The 24,962-nt window shown below is 48.9% G+C and carries 20 protein-coding genes; 9 read left to right on the forward strand and 11 right to left on the reverse strand.

All coding sequences use genetic code 11. From position 1 onward, the window contains the following. Nucleotides 1-23: 23 nt before the first annotated feature. Nucleotides 24-3,155, forward strand: a complete 3,132-nt coding sequence (locus MHH48_RS34040; RefSeq protein WP_076323698.1) for an ATP-binding protein — start codon at nt 24-26, stop codon at nt 3,153-3,155. Nucleotides 3,156-3,384: 229 nt separating this feature from the next. On the opposite strand, the gene MHH48_RS34045 is transcribed toward MHH48_RS34040, so the two are convergent. The 3 genes from MHH48_RS34045 to MHH48_RS34055 form a co-directional block, all read right to left on the reverse strand. Continuing rightward, nucleotides 3,385-4,863, reverse strand: a complete 1,479-nt coding sequence (locus MHH48_RS34045) for a YdiU family protein (protein WP_076323697.1) — start codon at nt 4,861-4,863, stop codon at nt 3,385-3,387. A 294-nt stretch (nt 4,864-5,157) separates the two neighbouring features. Then, nucleotides 5,158-5,898: a Bax inhibitor-1/YccA family protein gene (locus MHH48_RS34050; RefSeq protein WP_076323696.1), complete on the reverse strand. Its 741-nt coding sequence runs from the start codon at nt 5,896-5,898 to the stop codon at nt 5,158-5,160. A gap of 119 nt (nt 5,899-6,017) precedes the next feature. Next, nucleotides 6,018-6,269 (reverse strand): hypothetical protein, encoded by a 252-nt coding sequence (locus MHH48_RS34055; RefSeq protein WP_076323695.1) that lies wholly within the window; start codon nt 6,267-6,269, stop codon nt 6,018-6,020. A 160-nt stretch (nt 6,270-6,429) separates the two neighbouring features. Here MHH48_RS34055 and MHH48_RS34060 point away from each other — a divergent pair, with 160 nt between their 5' ends. Continuing rightward, on the forward strand, nt 6,430-6,783 hold the full coding sequence (locus tag MHH48_RS34060) for a helix-turn-helix transcriptional regulator (protein WP_076323694.1): 354 nt from the start codon (nt 6,430-6,432) through the stop codon (nt 6,781-6,783). Nucleotides 6,784-6,893: 110 nt separating this feature from the next. On the opposite strand, the gene MHH48_RS34065 is transcribed toward MHH48_RS34060, so the two are convergent. Beyond that, the gene (locus tag MHH48_RS34065) at nt 6,894-7,766 is read right to left on the reverse strand and encodes an SMI1/KNR4 family protein (RefSeq protein ID WP_076323693.1); all 873 of its coding nucleotides are present in this window, start codon (nt 7,764-7,766) and stop codon (nt 6,894-6,896) included. A gap of 268 nt (nt 7,767-8,034) precedes the next feature. Here MHH48_RS34065 and MHH48_RS34070 point away from each other — a divergent pair, with 268 nt between their 5' ends. After that, nucleotides 8,035-9,480, forward strand: a complete 1,446-nt coding sequence (locus MHH48_RS34070) for a DEAD/DEAH box helicase (protein WP_076323692.1) — start codon at nt 8,035-8,037, stop codon at nt 9,478-9,480. A gap of 152 nt (nt 9,481-9,632) precedes the next feature. After that, nucleotides 9,633-10,016, forward strand: a complete 384-nt coding sequence (locus tag MHH48_RS34075; RefSeq protein ID WP_256720636.1) for a hypothetical protein — start codon at nt 9,633-9,635, stop codon at nt 10,014-10,016. Between the two features lie 8 nt (nt 10,017-10,024). Here the strand turns inward: MHH48_RS34075 and MHH48_RS34080 are convergent, their stop codons facing one another. The 3 genes from MHH48_RS34080 to MHH48_RS34090 all read right to left on the reverse strand — a co-directional run bounded on the left by MHH48_RS34080 (nt 10,025) and on the right by MHH48_RS34090 (nt 12,449). After that, the gene (locus tag MHH48_RS34080; RefSeq protein ID WP_076323691.1) at nt 10,025-11,104 is read right to left on the reverse strand and encodes an ankyrin repeat domain-containing protein; all 1,080 of its coding nucleotides are present in this window, start codon (nt 11,102-11,104) and stop codon (nt 10,025-10,027) included. A gap of 179 nt (nt 11,105-11,283) precedes the next feature. Then, the gene (locus MHH48_RS34085; RefSeq protein WP_256720635.1) at nt 11,284-11,607 is read right to left on the reverse strand and encodes a hypothetical protein; all 324 of its coding nucleotides are present in this window, start codon (nt 11,605-11,607) and stop codon (nt 11,284-11,286) included. Between the two features lie 104 nt (nt 11,608-11,711). After that, nucleotides 11,712-12,449: a hypothetical protein gene (locus tag MHH48_RS34090; protein ID WP_076323690.1), complete on the reverse strand. Its 738-nt coding sequence runs from the start codon at nt 12,447-12,449 to the stop codon at nt 11,712-11,714. 243 nt (nt 12,450-12,692) lie between these two features. On the opposite strand from MHH48_RS34090, the gene MHH48_RS34095 reads away from it, so the two are divergent. The 5 genes from MHH48_RS34095 to MHH48_RS34115 are packed head-to-tail and all read left to right on the forward strand — an operon-like array spanning nt 12,693 to nt 16,161. After that, on the forward strand, nt 12,693-13,829 hold the full coding sequence (locus tag MHH48_RS34095) for a DUF418 domain-containing protein (RefSeq protein ID WP_076324060.1): 1,137 nt from the start codon (nt 12,693-12,695) through the stop codon (nt 13,827-13,829). A gap of 19 nt (nt 13,830-13,848) precedes the next feature. After that, entirely contained in the window at nt 13,849-14,970 is a 1,122-nt protein-coding gene (locus MHH48_RS34100) for a sensor histidine kinase (protein WP_076323689.1), read from the forward strand. Further along, nucleotides 14,967-15,572: a response regulator transcription factor gene (locus MHH48_RS34105; RefSeq protein ID WP_076323688.1), complete on the forward strand. Its 606-nt coding sequence runs from the start codon at nt 14,967-14,969 to the stop codon at nt 15,570-15,572. Before MHH48_RS34100 ends, MHH48_RS34105 begins: the two co-directional genes overlap by 4 nt. Nucleotides 15,573-15,623: 51 nt before the next feature. Further along, entirely contained in the window at nt 15,624-15,875 is a 252-nt protein-coding gene (locus MHH48_RS34110; protein ID WP_256720634.1) for a hypothetical protein, read from the forward strand. A 25-nt stretch (nt 15,876-15,900) separates the two neighbouring features. Continuing rightward, nucleotides 15,901-16,161 (forward strand): S-layer homology domain-containing protein, encoded by a 261-nt coding sequence (locus MHH48_RS34115; RefSeq protein WP_076323687.1) that lies wholly within the window; start codon nt 15,901-15,903, stop codon nt 16,159-16,161. A gap of 99 nt (nt 16,162-16,260) precedes the next feature. Here the strand turns inward: MHH48_RS34115 and MHH48_RS34120 are convergent, their stop codons facing one another. The 4 genes from MHH48_RS34120 to MHH48_RS34135 form a co-directional block, all read right to left on the reverse strand. Next, nucleotides 16,261-16,875, reverse strand: a complete 615-nt coding sequence (locus tag MHH48_RS34120; RefSeq protein ID WP_076323686.1) for a hypothetical protein — start codon at nt 16,873-16,875, stop codon at nt 16,261-16,263. Between the two features lie 196 nt (nt 16,876-17,071). After that, nucleotides 17,072-20,206 carry an ATP-binding protein gene (locus tag MHH48_RS34125; RefSeq protein ID WP_076323685.1) on the reverse strand — a complete coding sequence of 1,045 codons (3,135 nt, stop codon included), beginning with the start codon at nt 20,204-20,206 and terminating at the stop codon, nt 17,072-17,074. Between the two features lie 335 nt (nt 20,207-20,541). Then, nucleotides 20,542-23,322, reverse strand: coding sequence for a discoidin domain-containing protein (locus tag MHH48_RS34130; protein WP_076323684.1), 2,781 nt, complete (start codon nt 23,320-23,322; stop codon nt 20,542-20,544). A 93-nt stretch (nt 23,323-23,415) separates the two neighbouring features. After that, entirely contained in the window at nt 23,416-24,936 is a 1,521-nt protein-coding gene (locus MHH48_RS34135) for an ABC transporter substrate-binding protein (protein WP_076323683.1), read from the reverse strand. Nucleotides 24,937-24,962: the final 26 nt, after the last annotated feature.

Here is a 24,962-nt window from a genome sequence, read left to right on the forward strand (position 1 = left end):
TTTTTGTCGAATCTCTTGGTATCATGCGAACAATAAATCAAACGGCCCTTCAATATATCGCCATCGTTACCGTATTTCTCAGCGTACTTCTGGGCCTACGCTGGGCTTGGTCTGAGATATTCGCTACATCCGAGCATCCCCGAGCCGTCCAGGGTGTGCTCGATATGCGCGGACAGGATCTAAATGAAGCACCTCCCGTCTATTTGGATGGCCAATGGGATTTTTATCCTGGGGAGTTATTAACCCATGAAGATCTGCCTGCAAAAGAAAGCCAATATCACAGCATCCTTGTTCCGGGAGATTGGGGACCCGTGCTAAATCCGGAAACCAGATCCTCCTATGGGTACGGCACGTATCGACTTCGGATCTTAATCGATCCGCTCCAGCAGCCTGTCGCCTTCTGGCTGCGGGGGATTCAGGCTGCATCCGCCGTAGATATCAATGGCGTAGCCTCTGGGGTAATCGGGGCCCTTGCCGACAATGCTGATGATTATATACCCACAAGCATATCTTATACCTCGACCTACGCTGTAGAAGGGACAACGGAGATTGATGTGCTCATACGAGTAGCCAACTTTGACGAACCATATAACGGTGGGCTTGTCCGCTCCATCCGATTTGGCTCGGCGGCTTCCATTGACTATGTGCGCTGGTATTCCATTGGATTTCAGCTGGTTACGTTTATCGTGCTGCTGCTTCACGGACTGTATGCCTGCATCCTGTATCTGTTTAACCGGCAGGAACGGGCATTGCTCATTACAAGCCTATTGACGCTGTCAGTCGGTGTTGCCATTCTATGCGGTCACGATAATGTGCTTCTATTATGGCTGCCGATTAATTACACATGGGCAGTGAAGATCCGGCTAATATCGCTGTTGTGGCAAAACCTGTTTATTCTGCTTCTATTCCGAAGATTCTTATCGACGCAGCAAGGAAACCTATGGATCAAGTCGTATACCGCGGCCCTTATCCTGCTCTCCGGGTTTGTGCTGGTTTCGCCTGCTTCATTCGTCAATGCAACGATTGATTTAAAAATATTTTTGCTCTTCTATTTCATTCCATTTGCCGGATTCATTCATATCGTAGGGACCATGATCTTCAAAAAACATACCGATCAGGACGCGGTCTTCCTGCTTCTGAGCGCGGCAGGCATCATATCGAACCTCATATGGAGCGCCATGGAATCGTTCAGTGAATTGACTACCGTGTATTATCCAATCGATATCATCGCCGCGATTGTGGGCTTCTCTACCTACTGGTTCAAAAAATACTTTCGCAATAGCCGAGAGAATGCGAAGCTCAACGTTCAATTGCAGGAAACAGACAGGTTGAAGGACGAGTTCCTTGCCAACACGTCGCATGAGCTGCGAACGCCGCTGCATGGCATTATGAATATCGCACAGACCGTCGTAACCAAAGAGAAAGAGCAGATGAACGAGGGCAGCGTGAAGGACATGGAGCTGCTAATCACACTCAGCCGCAGGATGTCGCATTTGCTTGGTGATTTGCTTGATATCGCCCGTCTCCAGGAACACCGCATTACACTGGAGGTGGAGCCGCTGCGCATCCAATCAGTCGTTCCCGGAGTCATGGCCATGCTCCGATTCATGGTGGAAGGCAAGCCGGTGCGGCTGCATATGAATATATCGCCATCGATGCCGCCGGTAATGGCCGATGAGAAGAGGCTTGTACAGATTTTATACAACCTGGTGCACAACGCTTTGAAATATACGGAGGCCGGGTCCATCTCCGTCTCCGCAGAGATTCGGAACGGAGAGGCCGTCATCCATGTCGCGGATACCGGGGTTGGTATGGACGAAGACACGCAAGCACGGGTGTTTGCCCGTTATGAACAAGGGACATACGGAATCCGTGACGGGCGGGGTATCGGGCTTGGCTTAAATATATGCCAGCAGCTGGTTGAACTGCATCGCGGCGTCCTGACCGTTCGCTCCGAGCCGGGCAAAGGCTCTGTATTCAGCTTTAGTCTTCCGCTGGCCCAAAAATCGGATATCGCGTTGCCCGAAGATTCCCATCATTCGCAGCTGGTGACCGAAGGAGACCATGTTATCTTGCCTGCCGGGTTCATATTTCAAAATAATGCCATGGATGAGGTTGCAACCGCTCGGAGTATCCCGCCGCTTTTGACGGATCGGCAGATCCATATCCTTGCAGTTGACGATGATCCCGTGAATCTCAAGGTGCTTGTGGACATCCTCTCGACGGAGCCGTACAACATCACCATCGCAAACTCCGCCCGTGAGGTGATGGAGTTGCTGGACACTCAGCCATGGGATCTGTTGATCGCCGATGTCATGATGCCCCATATGTCCGGCTACGAGTTGACGCAGAAAGTGCGGGAGCAATACTCCGTATCCGAGCTTCCGATTCTGCTGCTGACTGCACGCAGCCAGCCGGCCGACATCTATACCGGATTTTCCTCCGGAGCGAATGATTATGTGACCAAACCCGTCGATGCACTCGAGCTGAAATATCGAATCCGGGCTTTAACCACGCTGAAGCAATCCATCCATGAGCGTCTTCGGATGGAAGCCGCTTACTTGCAAGCACAGATCCATCCCCATTTTCTGTTCAACACACTCAGTTCGATTATGGCGCTGAGTGAGATTGATACGGAGAAGATGCAGCGGCTCGGAGATGCGTTTGCTGCCTTTTTACGCATTAGTTTTGACTTCCTTAATACGGGAGAGCTTGTTGAATTATCCCATGAGCTGGAACTTGCGAAAGCCTATCTATATATCGAACAAGAGCGGTTTCCGGACAGATTGTCCGTTCTATGGGAAGTGGAGCCGGATATTCAACTGCTGCTCCCTCCGCTCTCCATTCAACCTTTGGTTGAGAATGCCGTCAAACATGGCATCCTTAGCCGGAACAAGAGCGGGACTGTCCGTATTCGGATTGCACGCCAAGAAGGCGGGACACTCATAGAGGTACAGGACAACGGCAAGGGTATGGAGCCTGGACAGGTCATGAAACTGATGAGCCCGGCATTACAGGGTCGGAGCGGCATCGGAGTATCCAACACGAATCGGCGTCTGACCCAATTGTACGGGAGGGGCTTGTCCATCAACAGTACATCCAATACTGGAACAACAGTCTCGTTTATCGTTCCGGATCACGGCCGTTCCAGTTAAGATCCTGCTTCGAAGGATTAAGCAGACAGCTACTCCCCCCATATATAAAAAGGCCAAGCAAAGTAAATCTTGCTTGGCTTTTTGAGGTCCTTGGAGTTATATCCATTACCTGTGTGCATGATGGTCAATTTTTTAAGGTGGAGCGTCTTGATCATGCTAATCTCCGAAGTTCATTAAACTTGTTCTTATTTCTCCCTATCCTTTTTCCTATTGGAGCACTCCTTCATCCTTACGTCCCGCAAAAGGTTCGGTATGGACGGGACAGCTCAGGCACGATTGCATATTCCGTCTGTTCCGGGGAATGCGCATATGGATCGGACAGCGCGTGGAGCAGCTGCTCCATCACACTGTAGTCCCCTTCCTGCTCCGCTGCTTCCAGCGCTTCCTCCACCCGATGGTTCCGCGGAATGACCGCCGGATTGCTGCTGCGCATTAAGTGATGGGATTGTTCCTTCGATTCCTGCTGGCTGCCAAGTCTCGCTTGCCAGCGCTCATACCAGGAAGCTAATTCGGGTGTGCCGTATAGAGGCGTATCCTCCAGCTTGTCAAACGTTAACGCACGGAAGGTATTGGTATAATCCGCCTGGTGATTTTTCATCATCTTGAGCAGGTCTTCGATCAGGGATTCGTCATCCTCCTCTTCATGGAAGATTCCCAGCTTGGCTCTCATGCCTGCAAGCCACTGCTCGTGATATAGATCGGTAAAGGTTCCGATCGCACCCTCGGCCAGCTTGACGGCCTGCTCCTCTTCTTCATGCAGCAGAGGCAGCAGGGATTCGGCCAATCTTGCGAGATTCCAAGCCGCAATATACGGCTGGTTGCCATAAGCATAGCGGCCTTGAGAATCGATGGAGCTGAATACCGTATTCGGGTCAAAGGTATCCATGAAGGCACAAGGGCCATAATCAATCGTTTCGCCGCTGAGGGTCATATTATCGGTGTTCATCACCCCATGAATAAACCCGACCAGCTGCCACTTGGCGATTAGAGCGGCCTGACGCTTGATGACCTCCTGAAGCAAGACCAGATAACGGTTGGCGCCGTCACTAAAGTCAGCCTCCGGGTAATGCCGCTGCAGAGTGTAATCCGCCAGAATCCGCAAATCCTCGGTTGTGCCCGCTCCCCTTACATATTGAAACGTCCCCACTCTCACATGACTTGAGGCCACGCGGGTCAGAATCGCACCCGGCAGCTCTCTCTCACGAGTGACAGGCTGGCCGGTGGATACCACCGCCAGGCTGCGGGTGGTCGGAATCCCCAGCGCATGCATGGCCTCGCTGATGATATATTCGCGCAGCATCGGACCCAGAGCCGCCCGACCATCGCCTCCACGGGAGTACGGCGTCCGGCCCGAGCCCTTAAGCTGAATATCCATACGCTCACCCTGCGGCGTGATTTGTTCACCCAACAGGATCGCACGGCCGTCGCCCAGCATCGTAAAATACCCGAACTGGTGCCCGGCATAAGCCTGTGCGAGCGGAGATGCTCCCTCGGGTATCTCGTTGCCCGCGAGCATCGCCACGCCCTCTGCGCTTTGCAGGGCCTTGGCATTTAAACCCAAAGATGCCGCCAACGGCTCATTGAGGATTACCAGCTCCGGTGAGCGTACAGGGGTGGGATCTTGTTTGGTAAAAAAGGACTCCGGCAGTTCGGCATAACTGTTATCAAAATTCCAACCTATATCGATCATGTCTTTCTTATTGGTCATGGGATCTCCTTCTTCAAGCAGTATGATGATGACAGTATCTACTTATTATTTAAACACAAGTCGCTCTTTGTAGGGTTTACTGAAGGAAATTTATTATTCTGCTGGTTCAAAGCTACACTCCATACCATAAGAAAAACGTCTATCGACGTACTCTCAAAGCAGAAAGACCGCGTTTAGCGGTAGTTTTTCTTGCGATATCAGGCAGCAGCTCCTCCGAAGTTTAAACTTCTGACATCTTAAAAAATCGCTGTCGAGAATGCCTCGACAGCGATGTTGACCATACCAATCCAGATATTAATCCCGGTTCGCCAGCTTCGCCAGCAACCGGATAATTTCGATATACAACCATACGAGCGTAACCAACAAACCGAAAGAGCCGTACCATTCCATATATTTGGGCGCACCTTGCTGTGCTCCCTCTTCGATAAAGTTGAAATCGAGTATGAAATTCAATGCTGCGATGATGATGATCACAACCGAAATCCCGATGCCGATCGGAGTGCTGTCATGCAGGTAAGGCACCGCCACACCGAACAGGCCCAGAACCATACTAAACAGGTATACAAGCGCAATGCCGATCGTTGCTGCAATAATCCCCTTTTTGAAGCCTGCAGTTGCCCGGATCAGACCTGTTTTATAAGCGAGCAGCATGCCCAGGAATATGCACATCGTCAGTAAAGCCGCTTGCAATGTGATTCCGTAGTACAGATATTCATAATGAGCGGATAATGCTCCGAGGAAGAATCCTTCCACAATCGCATAGATCGGTGCCAAGTAAGGTGCTGCCTTCGGCACAAAGCTGATGATCAACGCCAGGACAAAGCCGCCTATGGCTCCCCCGATCATGAACGGGAATACATCATACCCATTAAAATACATAACCCATGAAATGACCGCCGCCCCGATCAGCAGCGCGAGCAGCATGAACGATTTGTTCACCGTTCCGCCAATCGTCATCGTTTCCTGGCCGTTATAATACCCACTTCTCTCAAATGTTTCTTCGTTTAGTGTCGGATTCCCACTGCGCCCTATCAATTAAATGCCTCCCTAACTTTCTTTTTTGTATCCATTTTAGCACAGGTTGGAATATTTTAGGATGCAAAAAATATTGCATCACGGATGAATTGGAAATGGCACTAATTCAATGGGAAGCTCTATTGATGAAGCCGATAATATCCATAGATCTGAAAGTCATGACGATCTTCTTCTGCACTCCAATACCATTGAAGGCTTCCAACGATGTTATTCATCAAACGATAAATCTCCTCACGAAGCCTTTTATTGACCTCCTCAACTTCACGCTGAATAGCTGTAAGCAATACATAATCGATTACTAAGCGCTCCCCGTAGAAGTATGCCTGATTCTCATCATCCAAAGATTCTAATAAAACATTCAGATATTGCATTCTTTGTGCACCTTATCCTTTAGCTAAAGTTAAAGTTGAAGACACTTGGATGTATAACTTCATTTTAGTGTATATAAGCACTATTTTAAATTAAATATCGAATATTATATTCTGTTTGTTCCCATACTACTTCTTTAATCTGGAATAGAGGTGGTTAAAGATGCTCCTGAAAATGATAGGTGAACGAATCAAGCAGCTTAGAAAAAAACAGGGAATGACACAGGAGGAACTGGCAGAGAAGGCTGGGATTAACGCCTCTTACATAGGAACGGTAGAACGTGGGGAACGAAATATATCCATTGAAACACTGGAAAAGATCATCGAGGGACTGGGAGTATCGTCAGCAGCTATGTTCCAGTTCCACGAGACAGAGAGTCTGGATACCGCAAGTGAGAAGGCAGAGATCCTAGAATCCATCAGCTCGCTTCTTTATTCTCGTACATTGGCTGAAAGCAAGCTGCTCTTTCGTGTACTTAAAGACATCTTGGATACTATGGATGATCGGGAGAACTAATATTACCCCCATCTTACATATACAAAGAAAAAGCATCCCCCACTCAGGAGATGCTTCATTCGTTTTACGAATCTTTTAGAACTGCGAAATATTGATAACTCTTGCTTATGTTATTTTTCCAAGCCGCCAATGAAAGCCTCAAAGTTCGAAGCAAGTCGGGTTATTTTGTAATCATTGGCCTTGTCCACATGGATAACCTCGGGCTCCCCGTCATTACCGGATGAACGGTAATCCAGCATTACGACCTCGGACTGGGAAGGACAATCGCAAATGACCACGCCAATCTCAGGGTATCCGCCATTCTCGATCATAAAACGGCTGCCCAAGCTTCCGCACAATGATTTTTTCTTCTCTCGTCCAATGCCCAAAACACCTTTGATTTCAATATAATCCTGCGCTCCATCCCCGATAGGGAACTTTCGGTTCCGGGGAATCCCGCCATTATGTAATTTCATTGCTTGAATATACGATGCGGGAAGCTTGAAGACCAGCGCTTCCTCTACGGATTCAATCAATTCATCCGTAGGCGGTGCCGACACGTATTGGTCTGCCTCAAGCGCGCCATCATCCCAGAAATTCAGCACATCGGGGTCCGTATAAGACATCGTAGTGGACTCCTTAGCAGGTTTCGGAGCGGTCTTGTTCCGAATCCACTCCAGAAACTCTAACGTATCCTCATCGCCGGGATCCAGATGATCGGCCACTTCAAATGCTTTCCGGGCATCTTCATACCGATCCAAGTAATAATAAGCGAGCCCTATGCGGTAATGCCACAAAGGATCATCCTTACCCTCTTCTTGAATGGATAGGAATTGCTCAACCGCCTCTTCATAACGTTCAAGATTATTCAACGCTCTGCCCAAATGGCTGATCAGCTCATAATCCCGCTCATCCTCAGGGATCTCCATAATCGCATCTACGATTTCTTCGAACTCATCCTCTTCGTGCCATTCTTCCAGCTGCTCCAAAAGCTCCTCACTCATTGCTTCACGCCTCCCACTCTAATCATCCTTTCTGAGATTATACCATTCCGGCATGGCACTCTCCAGCATGGTGAAGCTAGCGGTGCATACTAAGCACTTGGACGTGATTATGCTCTTTTTGAACCTGATTTTACGATCACTTCTAGTTTAGAATGTATAAATTTCAATATCAGAACCAGATTCACAGTATAATAAATGAGCATACTATTGGTGTACGGTGAAAGTCTGTATATATAGGTATTCGAATATAGCGTAGAAGAGGTTGAAGATGGGCAGGAAACATTTTACAGATTATCAATTAAGCGAAGCGATAGTGAAAGCGCTGAATAGCTTGGGATATGATACACCGACAGAGGTACAGACGGAAGTCATTCCCGTTGCGCTTGAGAAAAGGGACCTGGTGGTCAAATCGCAAACAGGTAGCGGCAAAACAGCTGCTTATGGTATCCCGCTCTGCGAGCTGGTGGACTGGAATGAGAATAAGCCGCAGGCATTAATCCTGACGCCAACCCGCGAACTGGCGTTACAGGTCAACGAAGATATCACGAATATTGGGCGTTTTAAGCGGATCAAAGCAACACCTCTTTTTGGGAAACATCCTTTCCATATCCAAAAAGCCGAGTTAAAGCAAAGAACGCACATGGTTGTGGGTACGCCGGGACGTGTGCTGGACCATATTGAACGCGGATCGCTCTCGCTGGAGCGGATTGCCTATCTCGTCATCGACGAAGCAGATGAGATGCTGAATATGGGCTTTATTGAGCAGGTTCAGTCGATTATTCAAAAGCTGCCTCGTGACAGGGTCACCATGTTATTCTCTGCTACGTTTCCTGAGGATGTGGCCAATTTGGCCCACAAATATATGAACCAGCCTGCCCGCATTGAGATTCAAGCCAGTGGTATAACAACTGCCACGATAGAACACGCGCTCATTCAGGTGATGGAGACGAACAAGTTCGCCCTTCGTCAAGATCTGCTCATTGTTGAGAGTCCGGACAGCTGTATAGTGTTCTGCCGTACGCAGGAGCATGTAGATAAACTATTCAGATCATTGGCTGAACTCGGTTATCCATGTGATCGTATTCACGGTGGAATGGAACAGGAAGAGCGTTTCGAGGTCATGAATGCATTCAGAAGAGGACAATTCCGTTACTTGATAGCGACGGATGTAGCCGCCAGAGGTATCGATATCACGAATATCACCCATGTTATTAATTACGATATCCCGCTTGAGAAGGAAAGTTATGTTCACCGTACGGGGCGTACAGGACGCGCAGGCAAGACGGGAAAAGCGATTACCTTCGTCACACCGAGGGACGACAGGAGATTAGCCGACATTGAAGCGTATATTGGATTCGCGATTCCGAAAATAAAAGCTCCCTCCGAACAGGAAGTGGATCGCCATAGGGAAGATTTTGAACAGAAACTAAAGTTTAAGCCTGAACCGAAAAAAGATAAGCGCGAGCAATTAAACAAGCAAATTATGAAGCTTAACTTCAATGGCGGCAAGAAGAAAAAGCTAAGAGCCGTAGACTTTGTTGGGACGATTGCTAAGCTTGACGGGGTAACTGCAGACGATATTGGGATTATTACGATCCTCGATTTTGTGACCGATGTTGAGATTCTGAACGGCAAAGGACCGCTTGTGCTTGAAATGATGCAAAACACGACGGTCAAAGGCAAACTGCTAAAGGTGCGCCAAGGGAATAAATAAAAAGTTAAATTTGACATAACAAGGGTGATCTTAGCAATGTGCTGAGGTCACCCTTCTGTATTGGACTCGTGTAATCATTTATTTTGATTGTTAATAACTTGTGAAGAAATCAAACTTTCCACGATTGAGGTTTGAAAGCGAGGTGTAGGCTATTGCCCGTTATTACTGTCATTTTGGTACTGTCCATTACCTTAACACTATTCACGACATCATTCATTATCGTAATTCTAGTAAAGCAACTGCGAGCACGCAACAAACGAAACACGCAGCGCAAGGCGATTCTCACAGGTGGTATGTCCGCTCAAGCGAAGATCAACTCGATCCAGCAAACGAATGTGCAGGTCGATAATCAACCAGAAGTGTTGCTGGATCTAAGCGTCACGAAACCGAATGGCGAGACCATTCATACGGTAGTAAGAACCGTCATCCCGATCGTGAATATACCTGCCTTTCAAAAAGGCAACATCATCGAAGTAAAGCATATGACGATAGACAACGAGTTAAAATTTGAGGTTGTAGGTGCCTATGTTCCTTGAGATTGAGATTACAACTCTCCCTCAAGAAAACGGATGAGGTACGATTCAGGCTGCGCGAAGAACTCGGTAAAGCTGCATAAATCGGCGTACGTCTGATGCTCCACATCGTAGCAACCGATCTGGCCTTTTTTCTTCGGATTCCACAAAAGCAGCAGATCGGAGTAATTATCGATATTGGCTGACAGACGCAGCAGCTTTTGCCGACCGACTTTCATCTCGATCGTATCGGTCAGGGGGAAGAAATCGATATACCCGATTTCATATTCATTCTGCGATAGCTTAAGCCGCAGCTGGTCTCCTGTCAGAAAGCTGACGAGTTCATCGGTCAATTTATATTTTTTCAGCGCATACTTCTTGTTCTCTAAACTATGAAACTCAGCTGGCTCCAGCGATTTCAAGAAGTCCGCCAGGGCGGTATCCTTATTGCTCACAGCAATCGTATATGGTCGTTCACCGTCCTTTTCCGCTATCGTCACGTCCGCGTCTCGCTCAATCAAATATTTGACCATGCCTTGATTCCCCATCCGCGCGGCGACGGTTAGCGGGGTCGCTCGATAAGGATAGACCATATCGGGCTGATTATAATTGATGTCCGCCCCATGATCGAGTAGATAATCGAGGGTCTTATAGTCATGGTCCGACACGGCTTGGCGCAGTACAGCGCTGCCATGCAGCTTGATATCCAACCCCAGCTCATGAATGAGCGGGATGTTTTTTTTGTTGCCGTAATAGGCCTGTGCATATGCACCTGACCCGATTTGATTGAGTTTATCCAGCTCGGCGCCTTGCGCAGCGATATACCGAACGATATCTTCCTTACCATAGCGAACAGCCTTTAAAAAAGCTGGATTATGATGGACATTCAGGTTAACGCCCTGCTCGACCAGTAGCTCCACAACATCCATTCGCTGAGATATCAGCGCCAGATCAAGCGGACTTAACGTCGTATATCTGCTCAGTACGATGCCTTCCTCTATATTCCAACCAGCGGCGATTGCTTCCTGCAAAGCCGGAATGTTTCCTTTGTAGATGTGCATGGCTATTTCCGGCAGCTCTTCGAATTTGCCGATATCTTTCAGAACGATCATCTATTTTCCTCCCTGCGAAAATCCTGTGTACGTATGTTCCTTCCTTAATTCAATAATTGGAACGAATTCGATGTGATCCATCGCCTGCGGCACGACTTTGAGCGGCTCCGTCGAACCGATGATTTCATCGCCTATGTCTCGGCGGCGGACAGCGTCGAGGAAGATTCCCTGACGACCAGTCAGTTGCTTCGACGATGTGTCAGCGAAGAGCTGCTGTAGAAGGCCATGCCTGACGCCAAAGAGAAGGACGAAGCCTTTCGGGCGGCCATAAATGCGGTACAGCAAAAGCCCCTTCGGGAGCAGGTATCCAAATCAAGCGTATTATCCCTACTATCAAAACGTCTGGATGTTTTCCGGCCATAACTTTCCGGTAAAACGCGAAATACAACAAAGATATCGAATGGAAACTTCCAGGCGGCAGCTATTTCCTCTAACGGCAGCAGCTCGTCCCTCAATTGGCCTACGCACGTTCCGTGTGTATCCAGCGTAAAAGCTAGCTTCATCCCACGTCCCCCTCTAGAAGATCTTATAAAACATAGCCCTGCTTAAATTTATCTTGTACTAGAATGCAGTTCCCTCTTGATGAGTACCGATAATAATCTATGTGTTATGAAATCCTTTCGCACCCTTTCGACAAGAGCCATGCCTCCATAACGGCAAACGCCTGCCCTGCATTCTGTTCATAGAAGATGGCTACCTCTTGCTGATAAGCATAATTGAATCGTACATATCCGCCCAGTTCCCGGTAGAACAAAAGGCAAACATAGGGCGTTTCAATAGACAGATCGGAAGGAAAGGCCGCTTGACACATTCCCGCCAGCTCAGGCAATGACAGCCCATCCTGCACCGGAGGCAAACGTAAGAAGAGATGGCTCCGCGTACCTGTCCACGGATCATAATAAACGGCTTCCTCTTGGCTGCGCCCATACACCTGACGATATATTTCGTCCAGCACTTCCGCGTACAGGCCTTCATCGTCCTGCTCCCGTGCCTGCAGCGAAATCGCCTTTATACGCTCCTCATGCCGGGGCAACCACAGCAGATCGCCCGCCTGGGGATGCACGGCCAAAAAATCACCGTCCACCGTTGTTCCTATTGCGATACACTCTGCAATCTGCTGCTCGGTAATCGGGCTGTCTTCATCGTGCTCCCATAACCCGTACTCGGCAAAAGGATGAAGCACCTCCATATCCGGCAGCTGGACATTCATCCACCCTCGGTAAGTCCCTTCGCCGAATCGCTGCAAAAACCGGACGTAGCCCGGTGGATAAACAGCTGCATCCTCCCTGGCAAGCTCCTGATTTTGACCATCTGATAGAAGCCTGGGTTCAGATACGATGTACATGATCACTCCTCCTATTTTTGAGTAGATTCACTTCCGTCAACGAATTTCAATTGGCAATGCCCCTACCCATTATTCCACAATTTTCAAGTGGTGACGATAGCCCCATCGTCGCTTGCCCAATTCCCTTCCTCCAAATATGACACGTGTCATACAGATCTCTTTACAGGTGTGAATGTTCCGTCAAACGGATCGCACCTACAATAAAGTGACAAGAGAACTTAGAAGGAAGAAGGAATGGGAGAGATGGAACAACGAAAAGACAGAATCCGCCTGCTGGACATTTTGCGGGGCTTTGCGATCCTGGGAACGCTTGGAACGAATATTTGGATCTTCGCGCATGCGGGGGACCTCAGCTACATTACAACCTTTGATCATTCCGGTTGGTGGGGAGCGAACGACTTACTTCGCATGATCGTCTTATTCCTGGTGAACGGGAAGCTGCTAGGACTGCTGACAATCATGTTTGGCGTCGGCCTGGAAATGAAGTATCGGCAGGCTAAGCGCAAGGGAAAGCCGTGGCCTGGCGTTTATTTATGGGCCGTTATGTTTTTGGTCCTCGAAGGCCTACTGCATTTTATTCTGGTCATGGAGTATGACATCTTGATGAGCTACGGAATTACCGCCATCATTGCAGCCTTCATCGTAAAGGGCGGCGACCGGCTCATCGCCCGCACGATGAACGTGATCGGCAGCGTCTTCGCCATTGCGATTCTGACCCTTGCGGGACTGATGCTGGCGAGCGGTGGCCATATCTCACTGGGGAGTTTTGGCGATGTCGTTGCTCTTTATCAAGAAGGCACTTGGGTGGAGCAAGTTCAATATCGGCTGGCGAACTTCCTTCCGCTGCGAATGGAGGCCATCCTCGTGATTCCGACCAATGTGTTTCTGTTCCTGCTGGGGGTTCGCTTCATGCGGGCAGGGGTATTCTCCCCGGATGAGAACGGCAAAAAGCTGCGGAGTACGCTATTCAAGCTTGGGATATATGTTGGTGTGCCGCTCAATTTGCTCATTTTTATCCCCGGCGGCGCTTTCGATCTACCGGTGCGCTATTTATTCGCCCCGCTGATGTCCATGGGGTATATAGCAATCATGGCGAGAATGATACAATATACGAAATGGGAATGGCTATGGCGCCGTCTGGAGAACGTCGGAAAAATGTCGCTAAGCTGCTATGTGCTCCAGAACATCCTCGCATCCGCTGTTTTTTACGGCTGGGGGTTGGGGCTTGCCGGCAAGCTGAATTCAGCGGCCATTATCGCCATCTGGCTGGTAATCTCCGCATTTCTACTGGGCATGTCGTCCCTATGGCTCCGCGGCTTCAAGCTGGGACCCATGGAGACCATCCGCAAACAGGCGGTAGGTTTCTTCGAATCAAGATAGCCAAAGTTGGGGGCTTGATATGTTCTATAAGTTGTACCCGAGGGATCAGATCAAAAGTTATTTGCTCATCGATATCGTACTGACCGTATTCTTATGCTACCGGGTGTTTCGTTCGGATACGGCGCTGGGACTGTGGGGCAGCCTTTTGCTGCTCCTGCTGTTCCTTGTTTCGTTCTATGTCGCGCTATGGCATCGGGGCGGCTGGCTGCTCGCTGCCGTGCTCACGGGTCTGTTCGCGATTGCCGTGCTCGGAACGTATATCGGGCCGAACGTCCTGCTGTTCGGGATCATTTTTGCCGACTTGCTGGGCCGGTCCAAGTCCAAGGGGCACATTGCCATCGGCAGTGCAGCCATTGCCCTATCGTTCCTGCTCGTGTTCGTTTTCCGGCAGGAACCGCTGCTCGAAACGTCCAATGCCATTTACCTTCCGGTCATGATCATTCAGTCGGTATATCCGATCGTCATCTACATTAAGGAGAAAGCGAAAAGCCTGCAGGGGGAGCTGGATGAAGCCAACGAGCAGATCGCAAAGTATATCCAGCAGGAGGAGCGACAGCGAATCGCTAGGGATCTCCACGATACCTTGGGACAGACCCTCATGATGATCAAAATGAAGAGCGAGCTGGCGAAGAAATGGGTGGATAAGGATGCTGCCCAAGCCAAGCGAGAGCTAAGCGAGATTCTGGATACCACCCGAACCGCCCTGAAGCAAGTGAGGGAGCTGGTATCCGATATGAAGTTCATCTCTCTGGCAAGCGAGCTGGAGCATGCGGCCAAGCTGCTGCATACGGCGGGAATTTCGCTGAGTATCGAGAATCCGGAGAAGCCCCCGCTGTTATCCAGCGTGGAGGAAACGATGCTTGCGCTCTGCGTCCGAGAAGCCATGACCAATATTATCAAGCATAGTCGCGCCAAGCGGTGCACGATCATGCTGGAAACGAAGGACCATGCCTTCGGCATCCATATTGCGGATGATGGCGTGGGGCTGACGGGGAACGGCGACGGAAACGGCATCCCGTCGATCATGGAGCGGATGAAGACGCTAGGCGGCTCTTTCGCCATCGCCCCGTCGCCTGAGGGAGGCACCAGGGTATCCTTGAATCTCCCGCTTCGCCGGCATGAAAAGGAGGACGCTTCATGATTCGAATCGTTATTGCGGAAGATCAGAAAATGCTTCGCGGTGCATTCGCCTCATTGCTTAATTTCGAAGATGACATCGAGGTGGTGGCCGAGGTGCCTGACGGGCAGCAAGCCTGGGACGCGATCCAGCAGCATCAGCCGGACGTGTGCCTGCTCGATATCGAGATGCCTCATATCAGCGGCCTGGAATTGGCCGAGTCCATACGTCAAGCAGGTCTGCCCTGCAAAATCATGATCGTTACGACCTTCGCGCGCCCGGGTTATTTGCAAAAAGCGATGGATGCGCAGGTGGAGGGCTATCTGTTAAAGGACGAGCCGATCGATTTCTTGATCGCAGCCATCCGGCGGGTCATGAAGGGCGAGCGGGTCGTGAGCACCGATCTGGCGGCCGCACTCTTCATGAAGGAAGAGAACCCGCTCAGCGAACGGGAAATCGAAATGCTTCGCTTAACCAAGGAAGGCATGACCACCGGCGAGATCAGAAAAGCCCTATTCCTGACGAGAGGAACTGTTCGCAACTACCTCTCTTCAGCCATACAGAAGCTTGCGGCCGAATCCCGGCAGCAGGCCGTGGCAACCGCCGAGGATAAAGGATGGCTGTAAACATCCTCGGACACAGCGCCCCTTGTTTATGACTTGAAGGAGGAGATCGAAATGAAAGCTTTGGCCCAAACGACAACCAGCATTCCATGGCAGCGGTTGACGACCGCCTATGGAAGAGGAACGGACATTCCGCGGCTCATGGAAACCGGGCAGTATGAGGAATTGGCCAACCTGATCGAGCATCAAGGGACCCTGTGGCAGACAACGCCGTGGGCCCTGCTTATACTCCTGCGCGAGCTTGCCAAGCGGACACCAGAGCAGGTCACCTCGGAGGAAGTTGAGCTGTGCATGGCCATAGCCTAACCAGACGATTACAAGAGAAGAAGGAATGGCGATGATCGCTCGAGGTTATCAATTGATCAAGCCAGGCCATGCAATGAGCGAAACAGAAATTAACAGACTGCTTGCAGGGTATGAAGATGCGTCCCAAGTAGCAAGATGGGCCAAGCCTTCTGTAGCAATCCTGCTGTCAGCAGATATTGTCCAAGGAAGCGGGGATAAGGGATTGACTCCGAAATCCACGATGACGCGGGCTGAAACGGTAGCCTTGATGCAGCGTCTGCTGCAAGTTACCCATTTAATCGATTAGATCAATAAGTATGAGTCAATGACCCGCATGAGGCACTTTGGAAAAAGTGACCGCTTGCGGGTCATCTTTGTTCGACAGTCTAACACCTGAATCAGTGGCCTATTTGTTATTCATAACGAGCTCATATTTCTTAAAGATCCAAGAGTGAACCATGTCATTCATCGCATCTTGACTTATGCGAACAGATGGCTTTTGCTCTTCCATCGCATCTTTCGAAAGTACCGAGAAACGAAGCGGCTTTGTCATTTTTTTCGTGTATTTTGCTATTTCATCAAAAAAATCATGAGTTAACGGCTGATGTCCCCGAATATCCTCATAAATATAATACTTCCCTTTTTCATCCTCTACATTGATTTGAACGCCTTTAGGAAGGGAGAGCATGACATACGGTAATGCATCTTCTGCCCACTGCCCAAGATAGGGAAATTGGACACCTTCATTTCTGACAAAGAATCCGGAGTTTTCATTACCCATAACTAAAGAAATAGAATAGACAAAGAACGGGTGGTAATCGGGCTTTTCTGAAGCTGTAAAATACTGATAATAGGTTCTATACGCCTCAGACACCTGATTTAGATCATCTTGGGTCCTGGCATAATTCGTATGATGGAATTGCGCTTGTTTTTGCTCAAATAGTGTCAAAACACTTTTAAATTCTTCCGGCGTTATAAAGAATTTCACTTTATAAAATCCGCTGTTTTTCAATCTATCCATTCATTTCACCGCCAAATATTAGACTCATTAATAATTCTGATACCTATTCCACATATCCCGCACTTTTTCCTGGATTCTCTATAACATTCATTTCCGTCGTTGTAATGACACCGTTCATCGGCGCACAAACCCCGGTAAGAAAAAAGCCGCAGCTTCAATGCTTCGGCTTTTTTTCGTATCGATAAAATAACACTTCCTACGTCTCGCTGCGCACGTAAAAAGTTACCTTGGTCCCCTTACCTAATGTGCTTTTTATTTGGAGCCCTGATCCGAAGTGCCGCTTTAAGCGCTGATGCGTATTGATCAGGCCGACTCCTGAGCTACGGTCTGCTTTCCTTTCCAATATCCGTTGCAATTGAACTTCGTCCATTCCGATCCCATTGTCTTGAACCGTTATCTCTGTAAGCGTGTCATGGACAGAAATTCGAATATGTATTTCCCCTCCGCGAGTCCGCTTCATAATGCCATGTCTTATCGCATTTTCAACCAAAGGCTGAATCGAGAGGAAAGGGATTTTTAACTCTTCGCAGTCATCAACCTCCCAAACGACCTGTAGCCGCTCATCAAACCGGACCTTTTCGATGTATAGATATGAGCGCACTAGACTTAACTCCTCTTTGATCGAAACAAGTCCATCCGTATCTTGGAATCTAAATTTATACCTCAAAAAATTGCTGAACTCATCAAGCAAATGACGCATCTTGTCCAAATTAATGTCACTTAGAGCGGTTACGGCGCTTAATGCATTGAATAAGAAATGAGGTTGGATTTGCGCTTGCAGCCATGCCGCCTCCAATCGCAATTGTTCTCGTACCGTTTGTTTAATCGTCGTTAGCGCTTCAATCCGCGATCTGATTTCTAATGCTTCCACCGGCTTTGTCACATAATCGTTTGCTCCTGCGACAAAACCGCTTTGGATATCCTTCGGCTGGCTTCTTGCGGTAAGGAGCAGCACTGGGAGCTCGGTAAGTGTATACCGCTCTCGAATTCTTCGTGTCAGCTCATATCCCGATATCTGCGGCATCATAATATCGGTGATGACCAGATCCCATTCCTTCGTGTCCAGCATAGCCAATGCTTCCTTACCGCTCGTTGCCATCGTTACATCATAATCGTCAGGCGGGAGTATGGCTTCGAGCACTTGCAGATTAACAGGATCATCATCCACAATTAATAAGAGCGGACGATCACGATTCATTGCAATAAAGGTTGTTTGTTTTTCCGCTGACGGAATGTCCTCTTTTTCCAGAACAATTGAGGCTGTTTCCTGAGTCGACACTGCCTGTAATGTTATGGATTCGAATGAGTCGGCAACATCTTCTTCCTCCTCTGCATTCAAACCCGCTAGCTTTAACGAAAATGTAAATTTCGAGCCTTCTCCTAAAACAGAGGACACCTCTAACGTACCTTGATGAAGTTCAATGAGCTGCTTGCTTATACTTAAGCCTAACCCAAAGCCGCCTTCAATCATGGTCTCACTCGCGCTGGCTTGCTCGTACGGAAGGAATAAGCGTTTCAGCATGTCCTCATCCATGCCGATCCCGGTATCAGCAATAACAACATACGCTCTTCCGTCCTCTGCCAAAGCCTGAATCGAAATGCCCCCTTCATTCGTATACTTCACGGCATTATGAAGTAAATTGAAAACGATTTGAATCACCCGGTTCTCATCCGCTATGACGGGAGGAAAATCCTCAGGAATCTGATTTACAATGTTGACAGACTTCACCTCTGCATTAAATTGCAGCATATCAATGACTCCCGTTATGATCGGCTGAATCGATATGACTTTTTTCTGTAAACGTGGGTTGCCTTCCCGCAGACTCATCACATCAATCAAATCATTTAATATGAGTGTTAGCCGACGTCCTACGGATAGTACCGTTTCGAGCTCCTTGACACTTCGATCCTGTAACAAATGTCCTTCCCTGTTCAAAACGGACTGTGACATGTTAAGGATGCTATGAAGCGGATTTTTAAATTCATGAGACGTATTCGCCAAAAATTGATCTTTATGGTCATTCACTCTTTGCAAGGTTGCGGCAATCTCCTTGGTGTTGGCATGCATGTTGAAATACCCCTTAAACCATACGGCGGCCAAGCATCCCATCGAAAAAATCAGATCAAACGGATAATGGGCAACGCTCAAAGCGCTTTCCCGCAAGATTAGCGCCCAAAGGAAATGATGGACCAGCGCAAGCATGGAAAAAAGCAGTAACAGATGGTCTTTGATACCCTTGATTACCTTTTTTACGATGGCAATGATCGTGATGATTGCTGTGGTAAAGCCCAATAGAAAATAAACTGGGAAGAGCATGATCACCTGAGGCGGAGCCAAGAACAAGGTCAAGCCGGCAGTCCCAATAATCATAACATTATAAACAGGATAAACCCTGCTCCAATAAGGGAGTTCGCGATGAGTGGTACATTCCAGCAACGCATAGCATCCAATCATGAACGCCGCATTGGACAGCCGAAAATCCCAATCGCTGCCGATGTAGAATAATTGATGGAACAACTTCTCATCCGTACTCAATACACTCGAAAGGGTTACGCACAAGGTCAGCAAAGAAAAATAAAGCAGCCTCTTTTCCCTATTTCCCAGTAAAAATAAAATAAGCGCATAAACCGAATGCATCAAAAATAGGATAGCTCCCAGCGTCTGCATGGAAACGGAGAGTTTCATTTCCTTCCCAATGGCTGCTTCCGAACCGAATTTAATGGACCTGGCAATGCCGCCGCTCCGACTATCCACATAATTTGCCGCCTGAATCACCATTTCGATAACGCCATTGTCGTCTGCCGTAAAGCTTGTAGAATAAGGCAGGTTCTTCGCCGTATATTCATCCTTCGTTTCCGCTACCCGACCGGATTTGGCAAGCAACCGGCCATTTACGTATATTTCGGATGAAGTACGCACGTTGGATACACGAATGCTATAATTCATGTCGTTCTCCGGACTTACAAGAATACGCAGTCGATAGGTCCCAAATCCATAGGAAGTTGACTCTTCACCATGCAGAGCCTCATTCCATCCTCCCGGAACCGAAATCAGTCTGGGCTCCAGCTCTCCTGATACATCCTGCCCGCTATCATCCAGCAACCAGTGCGAGGGATAAAACTCCCACTGCCCATCAAGCAAGAGCACGCCGCCATCTTCTGCATTCCAATGACGCAAGTCCAATTGCCCATTCGTAATGGACACCTGCACCTGATGAGGGAACAATTCCATCCACACCATGCGCAGGCTCGATAGAATGACTAACAATAACCCAATAAACAAGATCATATGACTCTTTTTTATTTGGTATTTTGGTGAGTCGTTTGCCAAGAAGTATTCCTCTCCTAATCCATTCTAATATAGGCACTGCTCCATGAAAGAACAACCATTGACGACTTTCATGCCATCAATGGTTGTTTGAGTTGCTTCATTATATATCGGCCAGGATGGTCAATCTCAGCAGCCTTGCAATCAGTGGCTTACGGCACTCGTCAATTGCGCAACATCCAAATAGTGTCCTACATCAGATTAGCAGCCCTATCTATACAAAAACTATACATGCTGGGCACGGGCCTTGACCGCGATTCTACGATGGATCCGACGATATAGCAACCAAAAAAAGAGCGTTCCCCACTTAAGGGAAACGCTCATTCTAGTCATCCGAATTATTTCAAACCCAGCACTTCAAAATCATAAATTCGCGCTGCCGTATCCCCGCCTTGTGTTGCCTTCTCTACTTGAAGACGCACGTACTGTGCGGAGGTAAGTTCGATGGCATGGCTGCTGACCGCTTTCGTATTGTCTTTGACCGATACCGCATCCTTCCATTCCTTGCCGTCCGAGCTTACCTGAATGGAGAATGCCCGCGTATTGAATGCGGCCGGCTCGCCTCCGGCTTCCGCATGCTTGATCACGAATTCGCTGATCTTATGCTCGGCTCCCAAGTCCACCGTCATCGAATGAGGCCCGTCTCCGACAGCACACCATTTGGTAGCCGTATTACCGTCCACCGCAAATTGAGGTGCTTCCTTCTCATTCACAAAGCTGGATGCTGACGTTTTCTTGCCAAGGGCAAGGTTGCCAACGCCATTCTCCGCTTCCCGTGTAACCGTGATGAGCTTCTTCCGAACCAAGTCCTCGCCAACGCTATTTTTAGCAGTTAGCGTCACTTCGTACGTTCCTTCCTCCGGATATGTCACTTTAGGATTCTGCTCCGTGCTGGACGCTGGCTGTCCACCTGGGAAGCTCCAGCTCCAGGACTCCGTTACTTCCGAGGAAATATCCGTGAATTGCACCGTTTCTCCTGGTGCGATCAGCGTTTTATCCGCTTTGAAGGCTGCAACCGGCTTCGGATATTCCGGCCAGTCAAAGCTTATCGACGATGCTTTTCCTTGTTCATAATGACGGTTCACCGGAATCACGACCATCTTGGTTGCCTGCTCTTTCAGCAGCCGCTTCATTTCCGGCACGTAATACACGGTATTCCCCGTCATGCCCATCAACTCGTACTTGCCGTCCGGATGAACCCGGTACACCTGGTAGTACATCACGTCCTCAGCCTGTTTCGGTGCCTTCCAAGACAACCGCGCATCCCCATATATTCCGTCCCGGAAGTCGTTCTCGATCACCTGAAGATCGGTCACCTGGTGCGGTTTCTTCGCCTTATCATTCACCTGCGTAACGGCCAGTTTGCCGATATTGGCCCAATAATCCGCTATGTCCGCGGCAGATTCGAATTGAAGCGAGATTCCCACGATCGTGCGGTCTTTATACTTGTTCAGCTTGACGCTTCCCTGCTTCCAATCCTGATCCGCGCCCGTGGCGGTCCACTTGCCAGGCTCGAAAAATTCATACTTATCCGGCGCATCGGAGAATGCCAAACCGATCTTTACCTTGGCGTCCTTCGCATTGTCTGCATAGACAAGCGATACTTCCGTCGTCGCTTCTACCGGGATATTCGCCTTATACAGCTTGACATGGGTAGAGGAGTCTTTGCTTACGGCACCCGCCACCTGAAGCGAGCTGCCTCCGTAGTAGGATTTGCTAAAATCAAATCCAGGCTTGAGGGCTTCACCTTTGCCGCTTAGTTCCGTGATCCAGCGCCAGGTCGGCAAAATATCCTGCAGGCTCCGGTTACTCCAGTCGCTGCTTCGCATCACTTTGCCGTCCACAGCAAACATATGCCCGTTGCCCGTATTGAAATGGGTGACAAATTCGGAATCGGTGAGCACGGTTTTGGCAATCACATCATTCGCAATCCCTCTCCAGCCAAGCGGATCGGTCCCTTCAGGCTGCGAGGTATGGGCCGGATTCATTCCAGGTCCCACCCAGAAAACCTGCTCCTTTTTCATATACTCCTCATGGGTTTCGGAGCTGTTAAACGCCCAATCCGGACGGTAAATGCCAAGGGAGGTTGTAGCTTTCTTGCCTTCCGGGAACACAACCGGCCAATTGAATTTGCCCTCGTAGCCGTTTGCTTCCACGTCGATGCCAGCGTAAAGATCATACGGACTGCGACCAAGCTCCGCCGCTTTAGCCGGGGAATTTAAGAACGGCGTGATGTAATCGTATTTGCCGTTCTTCTCATCCTTGTACTGCCAGCGAAAATCGATAAACATATTGTCGGAAACCCGCTGATTTCCCGCCTGGAAGAACATCTCGTTCTTATCCGTCAAGGCCCCCTGCCACTTCACCGGTCCCTCCTTGATCATGGAATCGTACCAGATCACTTCCATGCCCGGCGCTTTTTTCTGCTGAAGATACGTTAAAAATTCAGCCATCTTGGCGGCATCCTCTGGCGTTCCTCCCTGAGTTTCCTGATTGATAAACCAGCCGTCAAATCCGTAATACGTTGCAACCTCAATCAGTTTGTCTGCCACGGGGAAGGATCCGTCCTCCCGCTGCTTTAACAGATCATGCAGCCATTGGATCTTGCCTCCATGCTCGGTTTGCGGTAAGAAAACGGTTCCAAAAACAGGTACGCCATTCTTGTGAGCCGCATCGATCACATCGGCGCTTGGCGGAACGATCAATCCTTCGCCTGCCGAGCCGCCCCACATCACCAGCTTGTCGATATACTGCCAGTTACTGAACGTATAGGTATGGAACTTCTCCGAGCCTTGGGAAGGAGCTCCGCTTGTGCTTGGATACATGGAAGCAATCGATAAAACCTTCACTTCCTCCTTGGCATTGCGGTTTACCTTATTGCCCTGGATACGCTGATCTTCCAGCTTCACCGTTCCCCGGTTAAAAAGCGCATCCTTATCCTTAGACGGCGACCATTCCAGCAGCGTGTTCGGATACCAGTATGACGAGTGAGGCTGTGCTGCTTCGGCTTCTCCAGCAAAACCCGTCAGGGACGCGGCCAGCACTGCCGTGCTCATCCATACCGTCATTCTGCGTTTCCACTGGGCTTTCGTTAAATAATCCGGTTTGATTCGTTTCAATGGAACAACCTCCTATGTTTATGATTTCTAGATATGACAGAGAGAAACGGCCGTGAAGATCAGCCGTTTCTACCCTCATACACTTTTTATGGATTACTTGTTTTGAGCTTTCCACTCATCAAACTGCTTTTGAGCCTCAGCGATAACTTTGTCAATTCCAGCATCCTGGAACTTTTGTTTTGCTTTTGGCAAGTATTCTTCAGGATCGATGGAGCCGGTATACAGTGCAGGAATAAATTCCTTCGCTACGTTCGTGATAGCCGCAACTTCCGTTTTTACCGGAGCCGTATCAAAGTTAAAGCCGAACGTAGGAGCTACTACAGCGGAGCTGTTAAATTTCTCGAATGCTTCCCACTTGTCCTTAGGCTCGCCTTCATGAAGGTACGTCAGGAACATATTGCCGAGCGCAAATCCAGGCATAGCATAGCTCTCTTGCATAGCAGGCATATCCTCGATGTACGGCTCTTCAAGCTTCTTGTAGTGCGTTCCTTCCAAACCGTATTGAATCATATTCCGGAGTTTCACATCTGTGTTAAGCAGGTTCAAGAACATCATCGCCCGCTCCGGATTTTTGGAGTAAGAAGAAATCGCCATCATTGAGCCTGCTGCGGAGCTGGTGTAAATGACAGGATCATGCATCGGTCTCGTCACAATGTCATATTTCGCGTTTCTGGACCAGCCGAGCTCTGCGTATGGCTGGGTAATCTCGCGGTCCACGAGCCATTTGCCGGTTTTGATGTTATCAATGCCATCCAGCGTCGCTACGTCCTCGCGCACATAACCCGCTTTATAGTATTTGCGCATCGTGGTCAGAGCCGATTTCAGTTCAGGTGAATCCAACAGGTTCACAAATTTAAAGTCTTTGGTGTCAAGGTACATACCGATCGGAATTTCATCACCAAGCGGGAAATCAACCGGCAAGTACGGCTTAAAGCCTTTCGGTACAGCAAGCGGTGTAATATCTGCAGGCTCGCTCTCTTTAATCGTTTTCAGAAGCGGCTCGAGATCCTCAAGCGTCGTTACATTGGAAATGTCCAGGTTGTACTTATCCAGATACTTCTTATTGAAGCGCCATACAAACTGTTGTGCCAATTCCTTGTTGGCCGGGATGCCATAGTTCACGCCGTTGACCTTCGTTCCTTCCAAGAAACGAGGATCCAGCGTTTCCTTAATGCCTTTTCCATATTGATCAAGCAGGTCATTCAGCGGCTTAAACGCGCCCTTGGCTGCATTTGGGAGATAATCGAACGCCCATGAGCTAGTGAAGGCGATGTCGTAATTCTCACCGGAGCTTGTAATAACCTGCATCCGCTGGCTGTAATCGCCCCAGTCGATCATACTGATCTCGATCGTTGCATTGATTTTTTCCGTCAAATATTTATTGATTTCCTCTTGAACCACGGGAAGATCCTTCTGGTTAGGCCCGATCATGTACATTTTTAGTTTGACCGGATCCAGCTTGGATACATCGACCGTACCGTCGCTTTGAACGGCTGCCCCTTCTTTCGAAGGTTCGCCAGACTTAGCGCCTTCCTTACTGCCGCAAGCCGACAATACGACCGTCAGCAGAAGCACGAGAGCAAGGGACAGTATAGAGACCTTTTTCTTAAACATGTGTTTTTTCCCCCTGTGTCACTTAA

The sequence above is a fragment of the Paenibacillus sp. FSL F4-0100 genome, from assembly GCF_037993005.1.
GTDB lineage: Bacteria > Bacillota > Bacilli > Paenibacillales > Paenibacillaceae > Paenibacillus_AQ.

Coding starts and splice junctions, on each gene's coding strand:
- MHH48_RS34095 (WP_076324060.1), top strand. CDS start 12,693: ATGGAACAACGAAAAGACAGAATCCGCCTGCTGGACATTTTGCGGGGC.
- MHH48_RS34100 (WP_076323689.1), top strand. CDS start 13,849: ATGTTCTATAAGTTGTACCCGAGGGATCAGATCAAAAGTTATTTGCTC.
- MHH48_RS34135 (WP_076323683.1), bottom strand. CDS start 24,936: ATGTTTAAGAAAAAGGTCTCTATACTGTCCCTTGCTCTCGTGCTTCTG.
- MHH48_RS34070 (WP_076323692.1), top strand. CDS start 8,035: ATGGGCAGGAAACATTTTACAGATTATCAATTAAGCGAAGCGATAGTG.
- MHH48_RS34090 (WP_076323690.1), bottom strand. CDS start 12,449: ATGTACATCGTATCTGAACCCAGGCTTCTATCAGATGGTCAAAATCAG.
- MHH48_RS34080 (WP_076323691.1), bottom strand. CDS start 11,104: ATGATCGTTCTGAAAGATATCGGCAAATTCGAAGAGCTGCCGGAAATA.
- MHH48_RS34065 (WP_076323693.1), bottom strand. CDS start 7,766: ATGAGTGAGGAGCTTTTGGAGCAGCTGGAAGAATGGCACGAAGAGGAT.
- MHH48_RS34040 (WP_076323698.1), top strand. CDS start 24: ATGCGAACAATAAATCAAACGGCCCTTCAATATATCGCCATCGTTACC.
- MHH48_RS34055 (WP_076323695.1), bottom strand. CDS start 6,269: ATGCAATATCTGAATGTTTTATTAGAATCTTTGGATGATGAGAATCAG.
- MHH48_RS34060 (WP_076323694.1), top strand. CDS start 6,430: ATGCTCCTGAAAATGATAGGTGAACGAATCAAGCAGCTTAGAAAAAAA.
- MHH48_RS34120 (WP_076323686.1), bottom strand. CDS start 16,875: ATGGATAGATTGAAAAACAGCGGATTTTATAAAGTGAAATTCTTTATA.
- MHH48_RS34085 (WP_256720635.1), bottom strand. CDS start 11,607: ATGAAGCTAGCTTTTACGCTGGATACACACGGAACGTGCGTAGGCCAA.
- MHH48_RS34105 (WP_076323688.1), top strand. CDS start 14,967: ATGATTCGAATCGTTATTGCGGAAGATCAGAAAATGCTTCGCGGTGCA.
- MHH48_RS34045 (WP_076323697.1), bottom strand. CDS start 4,863: ATGACCAATAAGAAAGACATGATCGATATAGGTTGGAATTTTGATAAC.
- MHH48_RS34115 (WP_076323687.1), top strand. CDS start 15,901: ATGGCGATGATCGCTCGAGGTTATCAATTGATCAAGCCAGGCCATGCA.
- MHH48_RS34110 (WP_256720634.1), top strand. CDS start 15,624: ATGAAAGCTTTGGCCCAAACGACAACCAGCATTCCATGGCAGCGGTTG.